This window comes from Gemmatimonadota bacterium, assembly GCA_021295815.1.
In the GTDB taxonomy this organism is placed as follows: Bacteria; Gemmatimonadota; Gemmatimonadetes; order Longimicrobiales; family Gaopeijiaceae; genus JAGWBQ01.
This window is the reverse complement of the sequence record JAGWBQ010000001.1, coordinates 25,165-36,877: the sequence shown is the minus strand read 5'-3', so window position 1 is coordinate 36,877 and position 11,713 is coordinate 25,165. Positions and strand designations below refer to the sequence as shown.

Below are 11,713 nucleotides of genomic sequence, written 5' to 3'. Positions count from 1 at the left end.
GGATGAAATTGAACGCGAAGCACGAAGATGGGAAGGGGTGCGGCTCGCTTCGGTACTGGCGCACCATACGCAAGGGCTTATCTTTGGACGACATCAACTCCGGATTCGACGGTTGCGGACACGCCCGCCCGGGGCCGGAACCAACGGCAGGAGGCCGGTTTGGACAGAAAGAAGATCTTCGACAGGGCTCGCGACGAGCTCTTCAGCCACATCAACAACTGCGGCGTGCTCGAGGCTGCGCAGGACGCTCAGGGCAAGTGGATGGAAGAGACCATCGAGTACATCGGCGAACGCTACGAAACGCTCGACCAGAAGGAGCTGACGTCGCTCTTCGAGATCGGCACCAGGTTCTGCGAACCGCCCATCGTTCATCCGGCGCTGCGCTAAGCCCGCACACGGAGGCCGGAGCGCCGCTCGCCGCCAGGCTCGGCGCGACTCCGACAGAGAGGGGAAACAGACATGGCAACTAGACGTGACTTTATTCGAGTGTCCGCAGGGGCCGGTGTGGGAGCAGCTTTCGGCGGAGCCCTCCCCGTGCGAGGCGCGACCGCACCGGCGGTCATCGTCCGACGGGTCACCCCCACCTGCGTCGCCTCAGGCAACGGACTGGCAGCGGTCGAGACCGCGCTTCGGGAGCTCGAGGGCGGCGCCACCACGATCGAGGCGATCGTCCGCGGGGTCAATCTCGTCGAGGAGGACCCGAACGACTCCTCGGTCGGTTACGGCGGACTTCCGAACGAGGACGGCATGGTTCAGCTCGACTCCTCGCTGATGCACGGCCCCACCCGGGGCGCGGGTGCGGTTGCCGCCCTGGAGGGATTCAAGCGGCCTTCCCTGGTCGCGCTCGACGTGATGCGCTACACCGATCATCACCTGCTGGTGGGCGAAGGGGCGCAGCGTTTCGCTCTATCGATGGGCCACAAGATGGAGGATCTCCTCACCGAGTCTTCCCGCCGGCGCTGGATCGAGTGGCGAGCCCGCCTGAGCGACCGCGACGACTACCTGACGCCGGAGGAGTCCGGCGAGGGGATCGGCTCCATGCGCGCGCCGGAGGATTTCGGCGACGGGCTCCTGGATTCTCACGACGGGTACCGCCCGCAGGGGACCATAAACTGCGACATCGTCGACGCCGACGGCGACCTCTCCTCGGTCACGACCACCTCCGGACTCGCCTACAAGATTCCGGGACGCGTGGGCGACTCGCCCATCATCGGCGCGGGCCAGTACTGCGACAACGATGTGGGAGCGGCCGGATCCACGGGCCGCGGCGAGGCGGTCATCAAGACCTGCGGCAGCTACACCGTCGTGGAGATGATGCGTAACGGCATGCAACCCACCGACGCGTGTCTGGAAGCTCTCCGGCGCATCGCACACCTCACCGTGGAGGATCGCCTTCGCGACGAAGAGGGCCGGCCCAACTTCAATGTCAACTACTACGCGGTGAACAAGAACGGCGACTACGGCGGCGCGGCCATCTGGTCCGGCGCCCGCTTCGCCGTGGCCGACGGGGGCGGCGCCAGGCACGAGGACTCCGCTTACCTGTTCGAGCGTCAGCGATAGAGGGCGTCACGAACCAGCAGGACTGCCTCGGCAGGAGCCGGGACCTCCGCTCCCGACAGGCGCTCGTCGAGGCCCTGGATGCGGTGAGGGCGGGATTGGTCGTCCATCCCAGGTCTTCGGAGCTGCACGCCGAGCTTGGAAACGTTCGTCTGGATCGGGAGGAATACGCCTGGGCCAGGAACTCCTTCGAGCTCGCTCTTTCCATCGATGCGGCGAACACGGAGGCGCTGGCCGGGCTGGGGCGCGTCCTGCTTCGGTTCGGGGCGCACGAACAGGCGGTCGGCCTCATCGAGAGGGCTGAATCGATGGCGGGTCTCGACGATCCGGAGCACTCGCTCCAAGTGGCGGCAGCCTTCTACCAGGAAGGTCTCTTCGAGCGCTGCCGCGACCTCCTGGCTCGGGCATGGCATCGGGTCCCGGACAGTGCCGCGCTCATCGAGGCGCTGGGATACGCGCGCGACAGACTGGGCGACGCTGACGGGGCCTGCCGATGCCTGAACATGGCGCTCGCTCTCGATCCCGACCGCCATAGCGCGCGAGTCAACCTCGGCCACCTCCTTCACGACGCCGGCGACCGCGAAGCCGCTCTCAGGGAGTTCATCAAGGTGCCTGCCGCCGACCACCGGGATCCGGTAGCGGTGTCCCGGGTCATTCAGGGCTTGAGAGCCATGGAAGGACCGCCGCCCGATCGGGACCTGCTTCGTCCCTGGCAGGAGCGTCTCGACGAGCTCGTCAAGGCGGATCCCGTCGAGCGACTCTTCGCCGAATTGGGCTCGACCAGAGAAGTCATGGGCCGCTACTCCGATCCCTACCAGCTCGATCTGTTCTTCATGCGGCGCGGAAACGGAGCCGATTGAATGGCTTCCGAGATCCGGGTGGCCGTGATCGAGGGCGACGGCATCGGACCGGAAGTGATCCGGGAGGCTACCCGCGCCGCGAAGGCGGTGGAGGCCGCGTTCGACACCTCTCTCTTCGAGATGACGGAGCTGCCGCTGAGCGCGGACCGCTATCTGGAGGCGGGCGTGACCGTCACCGAGGACGAGTTTCGGAGCATCTCCGAGGACTTTGACGCGGTTCTGCTCGGAGCTCTGGGCGATCCCCGAGTGCCCGGCAACGAACACGCCAGGGACATTCTTCTCGGCATGCGCTTCCGGCTCGACCTCTACGTCAATCACCGTCCGGCCATCCTGGTGTCGCCCGAGCTCTCTCCTCTGAAACGGGCACGGCTGCCGACCCGGATCGACACCTTTCGCGAGAACACCGAGGGAGCCTACCTCGGCATGGGCGGGTCGTTCAAGACCGGGACCGCCGACGAAATCGCCATCGAGGAGGACGTGAACACCCGCAAGGGAGTCGAGCGCATCGTCCGGGCCGCATTCGAGTTCGCCCGCGAGCGCGGTCGCGGACGGGTGACCCTTGTGGACAAGGCCAACGCCCAGCCTTGGGCCGGCGGCCTCTATCGCCGGGTCTTCGGTGAGGTGGCGGCCGAGTTTGACGGAATCGAGACCGATCACGCCTATATCGACACTGCGGCCATGAATCTGGTCCGACGGCCGGAGCTCTACGAGGTGATCGTCACCTCGAATCTCTTCGGGGACATCGTCAGCGACCTGGCGGCGGCAGTGACCGGCGGTCTCGGGATGGCGGCGTCGGCGAACCTCCATCCCGGCCGCCACGCGCTCTTCGAGCCGGTCCATGGTTCGGCCCCCGACATAGCCGGGCGCGGCATCGCCAATCCTCTCGGCGCCGTCCGGTGCGTGGGCATGATGCTCGACCACTTCGGCCACGCGCAGGCCGCCGCTCTGCTGGAGGAGACGGTGGTCCGATCGGTCCAGACGGGCGTGACGACCCCGGATCTGGGCGGATCGGCCGGCACTGTCGAGGTCGGCGACTGGGTTGTCGACGAGATCGCCGGTGCGGGGCCGCGGACGCGGCCAAGCCGGACTGGAAAACCGAGGAAGAAGGCGGCATGGATGTAGACGCCCCAGCCCTCCTCCGGGATAGGCGCGAGACCGAGCGGCAAGCCGGGAATGCCCCAGGCGCGCCCGCTACGGCGCCTACGACACAACCGGCGGCATGGTCAACAGCTCCGCATACAGGTCGATCGCGTACCACAGGTTCCCGATCCGGAGGTTCTCGTCCGGAGCGTGCTGATTGTTGTCGTGGTTGGCGACCGGTACCACGATCGCCGGCTTACCCGCGACATCGGTGAACAGGTAGAGCGGCAGCGTCCCGCCCATTCCCGGCGCGAGCACGAGCGAACCAGGTCCGAACGCCCGGTCGGCCGCGTTCGAGGCCGCGCCGATCACCTGTTGCACAAAGGGGTCGGCCATGCTCGTCCGCGCAGCCGGATAGCCGCCCCCGCCCGTCACCTTGGCAATGCGCGGATGGCGCAGCCTGGTCTCCATGTCGGGGTCCTCGGTCACCACATGGAAACCCCGATCCTGGATGTGTTCGACCACGAGCCGGCGAAGATGCGCGGGATCGTTGCCCTTGACCAGTCGGATGCCGAGGGCGGCGACGGCGGTGTTGGGTATGACGTTGCGGGCCAGTGCGCCGGTGTTTCCGCTAGTGATTCCGCGGACGTTGAGGGCGGGCAGGAGAAGGCGTTCGGCGATCGATTCTCCCTGTCCCTCCGTCCATGCGAGCCCCAGCTCCCTGCGCAACGTCGGGTCCACGTCGGGGATCGACGCCAAAGCCGCCTGCTCCTCCTCGCCGAGTGGGTCGGCGGTGTCGTACCAGCCTTCCACCAGAACCCTACCATCCCGGTCCTTCATCGACGCCAGCAGGTGTGCCAAGATGCTGCCGGTGTCGGGTGTCCAGTTGCCGTAGTGGCCGGAATGAAGATTGCGCGTGGCGCCGTAGACCGTGATTTCCATGCCCATCGAACCCCGCACTCCGAAGGTGAGCTGCGGACGTCCGCTCTGGTGGGCTGGCCCGTCGAAGAACAGCCAGATGTCGATTTCTTCCAACGCCTCGGCGCGCATCTCCATGTAGCGGCCGAGGTTGCGCGATCCAGTCTCCTCTTCGCCGTCGAAGAAGAAGACCAGGTTCGAGGTCAGGTTCACGTCGCCCTCGCGAAAAGCCTCCAGAACCGTGAGTACAGCCGTGATCGGAGCCTTGTCGTCGCCGGCCGAACGGGCATAGATGCGCCAGTCGGGATCGACCGGATCGCCGGGTCCGGGCATCGGGATCGGTTCGCCGCCCACCTCCATCGAGGCCGAATAGAGGGTGGGTTCGAACGGGGGATGGGTCCAGTTCCGGGGATCGACCGGCTGACCGTCGTAGTGAACGTAGATGCCCAAGGTGCGGGTCGCGCCCGGGACCTCGAGTTCGCCGTAGACGAGCGGTGCCACGCCGTCGAGGGTAAGCAGCTCCGATTCGGCTCCCGCCTCGCTCAGGAGGTCACGTATGAAGCGTGCGTTTCGCATGATGTCCTCGGTGTCGCTCGACCGGTTGGGATAGGTGAGCAGCTCGGCGAAGTCGCGCAGAATCTCGGCCTCGTGGGCGCGCCGGTAGCTCTGTGCGATCTCCCCGGCGGGCTGGGCCGCGGAAGGAGCGGCGGTATGAAGCAGCGCGGCCAGGCCGATGGCGAAGCATCGGAAAGGGTGGCGCATCGCTCCAGGGCACAGCGAGCGACCGGCTTTCCCGGTCATGTGGCTTGCGCGGGCGAGGTGGGCGGGGGAGGAGGAAGGCATGACGGTACCGGGGCCGGGTTGGGTGGGAGGAGCTGGTAATCCATGTGCGTCCAGGCTTCTTCGGCCCGCCCCACCCCTGCCCGCCATGCCGAAAGCGCCACGGTACGGTCGGGGCGCGTTCCCCGTTCGTCGAGGACCGGCGGGATCAACTGGAGTTCCTGGTCAGGTCGTACATCATGACCCGTTCCACACCCAGGTCGTCACGGTGCAGGGCGAGCAGGTAGTCGGCTCCGAATTCGAGCGGCGTCATTTGCGGACCTGGGCGGAAGTGGCAGTAGAAGTCTCCGCCAGGTTGGAAGGCCATCCAAGACGGTTCTTCGCGGGGCCTCGGGTAGCGTTTCAGCCACAGGCGCCCGGCGCTCCCGACCATGAGATCCGAAGCGGTCGGAAACACCTCGGCCACGGGTCGATCGTCGCTGATGGCAGCCTCGTGCCCGGCGCTCCAGCCTGGGCTTTCGGGACCGCCGTGCCGGGCGATGTAGTCCTCGTGGGCCGCTCGCACGTGTGCGCCGGTCACCTCTCTGTCCGGATCCGACCAGCGTATGATGCGGCGCAGCTGGAACGCTCCGTCCAAGATCCGAACTTCCGGTTCCCGCGCGGTGGTCGTCGCGACGGTGGACGAGCGGGCGGCCACGAACGAGGACGCCTCGAACAGTGGCTCGATGAAACCGGCGAATCCCGGCAACGAGCCGAGACGCTTTCCCGGCAGGGTCGCAAGCGTATCGAGAACGGCACCATCGGGGCCATGCGCGATCACCAGGAAGTTCACCGGAGTGGCGAAATCACCCCCTCCTCCAGCCGCTTGCGTCACATTCACGGAGGAGCCGCCGTCCAGCACGCCGCCGGGAGGGACAAGGGTGTGCAGGGAAAAGTCCTCTGGAGCTACCGAACGGACGAATACCCCGTCCGCGGAAAAGACGTTGAAGCGCCATGGCAGGTAATCGCCTACCCAGAGGGTGTCACCCGGCAGCACCCATAGGAGCCAGGGGCCGCCGAATTCACCGGGTCCTTCGCCACGGCCACCCATGGAAACGAGGTGTGCACCGGTCTCGGCGAACACGCGGACTTCTCGGCTGGAGCCGTCCACGACCGCTACGGAGCCGTCCGACAGGCGGGCGGCATGGCGCACCTGAAAGAAGATCTGGGGACCGTCCCCTTCGCGGGTGCCGATCGAGAGAACTGGCTCTTCGCCGATTGCGCAGTGAGCCTCTGCGGTCCACGGGTCGCTGGTGGCGATTTGGACGCCGGCGCTGTCGGTGACCATGGCCGAGGAGCGGCCGCCGGATACGCCGTCGCCGCACGCTGCAACGGCGGCGATGGCAATGGCCGCGGCGCTGTGAGTGGTTGGGAAACGCCTGGTTATCATCCGGATCCTTCCTGTCTCGATGTGGTCCCGGTTTCTTAGCACCGGTCTCTAAAGTGAACGTATCATGGGACGGGAGGCACCGAGAGACAAGGAAGAGACGGAGATTCACGGCGGAGTCAAGGGCCGTGTGGCGCTGGAGGCGCCCCGGGAGCGCGGCAGCGTGCAGGCGATCGCCGCGCGGCATGAGCTTCGTCCGAACCAGGTGAGCCCGTGGAAGCGGCAGATGCTCGACACCGCGCCGGAGGTGTTCGCCAAGGTACACCACGGCGTCGCGAGAGCGGCCGCAGGCTCCGTTCGTCCACGGGTCCGAACATTTTCCCGCCCACCGCAGTGCACACCAGGAGGCCGCAGTACGGAGGTGCGCCGCGCCGTCCGCCAGCTCCGCACGCGCTCCCCGCTCGCCGGCAGCTCCCGGTCGCCGGTCGGGTTCCTCTCCCGGCTACCGGGGGATATCTTTGATGTAACGGAGGTTCCCGAGGGCTCTCAAACCCGGCCGGAATACATCTTAATCTTACCCTTGAACTGTCCAACGAAGTAGTACCACCTCAAAGCCATGAAGCGATTCATTTCGACTGCATCCATCTTCCTCCTATTCGCGGTGCCTGCCGCCGGCCAGGTGGACTGCACGGGCTGGGGCTCCCCGAACTTCTTCCGGAACGCCACCGCCGAACAGGTGACGAGCTGTCTCGAAGCCGGCGCGGACCCGAACGCACGGGCCCCGAATGGAAGGACTCCGCTGCACGAAGTTGCGGCCTCGAGTCGGAAGCCGGACGTGGTTGTCGCCCTGATCGAGGCGGGAGCCGATCCCAATGCCCGGGACGCCGCCGGAAACACGCCCCTGCATGCATCGTGGTCCAACTCGAATCCCGAGGTGGGTGCAACACTGCTGAAGCTCGGGGCGGATCCCATGGCGGAAAACGACCGCGGCGAAGTGGCTGATCCTTCCAACTGCGAGAACTGGACCACGTCGGCGTTCCACCAGAGAGCCACCCAAGCCACGCTTGTCGCGTGCCTGGCGGCCGGCCTGGATGTCGACGCCGGGGACGAATGGGGCAGGACGCCCCTGCACCGGGCGGCCCGGGAGGGGGATACAGCCATCGTTCGGGTGCTGGTGGAGGCAGGTGCCAACGTCAACGCGGGAGACTGGGAGGGCACGACGCCGCTGCACGCCGCTGCACGCAGCGACTCGACAATCGTCCGGGTGCTACTGAATGCGGCCGCTGACATTGGCGCGCGCAACGACCGAGGCGAAACGCCTTTGCATCATGCGTCCCGCGGCGCGGATCCCAACGCAGCCAACGAAACCCCGCTTCACGAGTGGACACATCGGAGGCCGGACTCGGCCGTCGTGGCATTGCTGGTGGAGGCGGGAGCGGATGTCAACGCGCGCACCCACAGCGGCTCGACACCGCTGCACGGGGCGTCCTCCGGGCGGGGGCCGAACCCCGGCATCGTGGCCATGCTGCTGGCGGCCGGGGCGGATGTGAACGCACGGGACTGGAAAGGGGCGACCCCGGTGTGGTACGGAAGCCGTGAGGAGATCGTCAACTTGCTGTTGGCGGCCGGAGCCGATGTGAACGCGGTCGATCTTTGGGGAAGAACTCCCTTGCATGCGAACCCGAACGACTCTCGCCGAGTCGCGATGCTTCTGGCGGCGGGTGCGGACGTAGACGCGATGGACCTGATGGGTCGCACTCCGTTGCACGAGGCGGCGCAGGGCGGGCGGGCCTTGGCAATCGCGACTCTTGTGGCAGCCGGTGCCGGCGTGAATGCGCGGGACGCCATGGGGAACACGCCCCTGCACGCTGCCCGGTCCAACCGCAATCCGCAGCCCTCGGTAATGGGGAAGCTGCTGGAACTGGGAGCCGATTCGACAGCGCGGAACCAGCGTGGCACGGTCGCGGGTCGCGATGCCGGCTCCCGCGAGGTCCGCAGTGTCCCGGGCGGAGTTCGCGGTATCGATCGCGACGGAGTTCCCGGTGCCGATTCCGACAACTGCAACGACTGGCAGAACTGGCTCCAAGAGACCCTCGCTGCGGAAACCCTGAAGGCGTGCCTGGAGTCAGGCTGGGATATCGATGTTCGGAACTACATCAACGAGACTCCCCTGAACTACGTGGTCCGAATGAGGAATGCGGGCCTCGCGAATCTGCTTCTGGAGGTGGGAGCGGACCCGAATGTGCCGAACAATGCCAAAGGCACTCCGCTGCATGGAGCATCCGAATGGGGCGACCTCACCGTTGTAGACCGGCTGCTGGAGCTGGGAGCAGATCCGCACGCACGCGACCGAAGGGGGTGGACTCCCCTTCACGTCGCGTCCTTTTCCCGTTCCCGCGAGGCCACCGTGCCTTTGATCGCCACGCTTCTGGATGCGGGTGCGGACCCGAACGCGCGCGCCAGGGCGGGCTACGCCCCCACGTATCCGACTGCCAGCGCCCTCCCCCTGCTTGCCAGCGCCGCGCTTCCGCAAAGGGCGGCCAGTGTCGGCGACACACCTCTGCACCTGGCATCCGGCGCCAGCGACGATTCGTCGCGAGTTTCCGCCCTGCTTGCGGCCGGTGCCGATCCCGATGGATTGAACGCTAGGGACGAAACACCCCTGCACCGGGCAGCCGCAGCCAGACACCTCGCCAACGTACGCCTGCTTCTGGAGGCCGGCGCGGACGCCAACAAGCGCGACGAGAATGGCAACACTCCCCTGCATCTCGTGGTTGCATACGGCCGCAGATCGGTTCGGTCCACCAACTACTATGTGAACGGTCGCAATCCCTTCTTTCGCGCCCCCCCGCAGCCGACACCCCCGCATGAGACGGCCGACACGGCGCTGTTGGAGCGCGACACGGCGCTGGCTGTTGCGTTGGTGCGTGCCGGGGCGAACCTTGGACTGCGAAACAGCGGTGGCGAGACCCCGCTGGGGAGGGCCAGGAGGTTGGGAAGCGCCCAACTGGCAGACAAACTTCAGGAACTGGGGGCAGCGCCGGAAACCGATCCGGCGGAGGACCGGTTGGCCCCGGTTTGCGACTGGGAGCGCTTCGATCTGTTCGCCGTGGCTCCACCTGCGAGCATTCGGGGTTGTCTGGAGGCCGGCGCCGAACTGACCGCCCGCAGCGAAGCGGAGGAAACGCCGCTGCATACTCTGGTGCGGCTTCTGGGTTGGAATCGTTCCTTCGCCCCGGGTGCTATCGCCGCCCTGCTGGATGCCGGGGAGGACGTGGACGCACGGAACCGGGCGGGTGCAACCCCGCTGCACCAAGCCGTCGGCGTACCCGCCGTTGTCTCGGCTCTGCTGGATCGCGGCGCGGATGTCAACGCTCCCGACGATCGTGGTGGTTCGGCCTTGCACTACGCAGCAAAGGCGAACCGGCCCGAGAGCGTCAGGATGCTCCTCGAGGCAGGGGCGGACTTGGAGATGCGCTACGAGAAAGGTGCCACGCCTCTGCATTCGGCTACCGGGCCCTGGGGTTCTCCTGCGGTAGTCCAGCTCCTGGCGGATGCCGGTGCCGACGTGGACGCGCGCGACGAGAACGGGGAGACCCCCCTTCACTGGGCCGTGAGGCAGGTCAGTCCCGCCGTCGTCCGGCGCCTGCTGGAACTCGGGGCCGATCGAACGGCGGTGGACGACTGGGGCAGGGTTTCCGATCCGGGCGCTTGCCGGTTGTGGCCGACACCGACTTTCTTCGCCGGGGCTACGGCCGCGCAGGTAGCCGCGTGTATGGAAGCGGGGGCGGAGATGACGGGCATGAGGGACATTGGGTGGTTCGGAACCGGCACTGGTCGGACGATATCTTATCCGAATGGCTCCACACCCCTCCATGTAGCGGCCACGTGGACCCGGGACCCGGCCGTTATCAATCTCCTGGCGGGTGCCGGGTTGGACGTACGGGCCCGAAACGAGGAAGGCCATGCCCCATTGGACTACGCCGCCCGTGACAACACCAATCCTGCCGTGATCGCCGCGCTGGTCGCCGCTGGCGCGCGGATCAATGCATGGTCGACGGACGCGACTCCGCTGTACGAGGCCGCAGGCAATGCGAATCCCGAGGTCGCGGTCGCGTTGCTGGAGGCCGGAGCTCGGATGGACGCGTTGGCGAAGGGGTACAGGACGGCACTCCACCGGGCGGCTGCCGAGAACGCGAACCCGGCGCTGATCGCGGAACTCGTGAGCAGGGGCGCCGATATTCATGCAAAGTTGCCGGCGGGTCGGACCCCGCTCCACGAAGCTGCCGGCAAGAACCCGAACCCCGCCGTCGTCGTAGCGCTCTTGGAGGCGGGTGCGGAGGTGAATGCCAGGGGCACAAGTCAGGAAGTGTGGGAGTGGAACGGACTGAGTGATGTCTTTGGATATACCAACCCCTGGGGCCAGCAATGGGGCCTGCCTCCCAGGATGGGAAACCGGACACCCCTGCATGAAGCAGTAGCGGGAAACGCCAACCCCGCCGTCGTCGCGGCGCTGATCGAAGGCGGAGCCGATATCCACGCGCGCGGTGATGTGGACTGGATGCATGACGCAGCCGCCACGCCCCTGTACTGGGCGGCCGCCCTCAACCCCGACGCGACCGTGCTGGAATTGCTCGCAAAGGCCGGGGCGGATGTGAACGCGCGCAGCGGAGCGGGCCGGACGCCGCTTCACATCGCGGCCCTGCGCAACCCGGTCGTGTTCCCGAAGCTGCTCGAGCTGGGCGCCGATCCCGACGCGCTCGACCGGGAGGGCAAGACCCCCATGGACTACGCGGTCGAGAACCTGTGGCTGCAGGGTATGGAGGAGGTAAGCCGGTTGATGGAGGAAAAGGAAACGAATCAGGGCAGGAGGCTCGGATGAGTGACCCTTCCTCCCCTCGCAGCTGGTGATACGGCCCGTACCTACCGCGCAATGTGTGTGGGGGACCGTCTGGAAACGGCCTCTGAGCCCGACGCGGAGGTGCCGAGCTGTGAACCGTCGAGGCGACCCCGGCGTGGCAAAGCACGCGCACCGAGGTGGAGAACGGGGAGGCCAGGGAGAAGTGGGATGAACGGCGGCTACCGGCTCTGGGCATAGCGGTACAGCCTCACCTCTTCCTCGTCGAGGGCGTTGCGCTGAAGCAGGGCGAAT

At 66.9% G+C, this 11,713-nt stretch carries 7 protein-coding genes; 5 read left to right on the top strand and 2 right to left on the bottom strand.

Annotation, left to right across the window (positions count from 1 at the left end; all coding sequences use genetic code 11):
* Positions 1 to 159 precede the first annotated feature (159 nt).
* From J4G12_00135 to J4G12_00120, 4 genes are all read left to right on the top strand, one after another.
* The gene (locus J4G12_00135) at positions 160 to 387 is read left to right on the top strand and encodes a hypothetical protein (protein MCE2454215.1); all 228 of its coding nucleotides are present in this window, start codon (positions 160 to 162) and stop codon (positions 385 to 387) included.
* A gap of 72 nt (positions 388 to 459) precedes the next feature.
* Positions 460 to 1,560: a N(4)-(beta-N-acetylglucosaminyl)-L-asparaginase gene (locus J4G12_00130; GenBank protein ID MCE2454214.1), complete on the top strand. Its 1,101-nt coding sequence runs from the start codon at positions 460 to 462 to the stop codon at positions 1,558 to 1,560.
* Between the two features lie 83 nt (positions 1,561 to 1,643).
* Positions 1,644 to 2,417 carry a hypothetical protein gene (locus J4G12_00125; protein ID MCE2454213.1) on the top strand — a complete coding sequence of 258 codons (774 nt, stop codon included), beginning with the start codon at positions 1,644 to 1,646 and terminating at the stop codon, positions 2,415 to 2,417.
* A complete protein-coding gene (locus tag J4G12_00120) occupies positions 2,418 to 3,539 on the top strand; it encodes an isocitrate/isopropylmalate dehydrogenase family protein (GenBank protein ID MCE2454212.1) in 1,122 nt (373 codons plus the stop codon).
* A 78-nt stretch (positions 3,540 to 3,617) separates the two neighbouring features.
* Here the strand turns inward: J4G12_00120 and J4G12_00115 are convergent, their stop codons facing one another.
* A complete protein-coding gene (locus J4G12_00115) occupies positions 3,618 to 5,258 on the bottom strand; it encodes a M20/M25/M40 family metallo-hydrolase (protein MCE2454211.1) in 1,641 nt (546 codons plus the stop codon).
* Between the two features lie 145 nt (positions 5,259 to 5,403).
* Complete coding sequence (locus J4G12_00110) at positions 5,404 to 6,624, bottom strand: hypothetical protein (protein ID MCE2454210.1); 1,221 nt, start codon at positions 6,622 to 6,624, stop codon at positions 5,404 to 5,406.
* Between the two features lie 553 nt (positions 6,625 to 7,177).
* Between J4G12_00110 and J4G12_00105 the strand changes: the two genes are divergently transcribed.
* Entirely contained in the window at positions 7,178 to 11,443 is a 4,266-nt protein-coding gene (locus J4G12_00105) for an ankyrin repeat domain-containing protein (protein MCE2454209.1), read from the top strand.
* Positions 11,444 to 11,713: the final 270 nt, after the last annotated feature.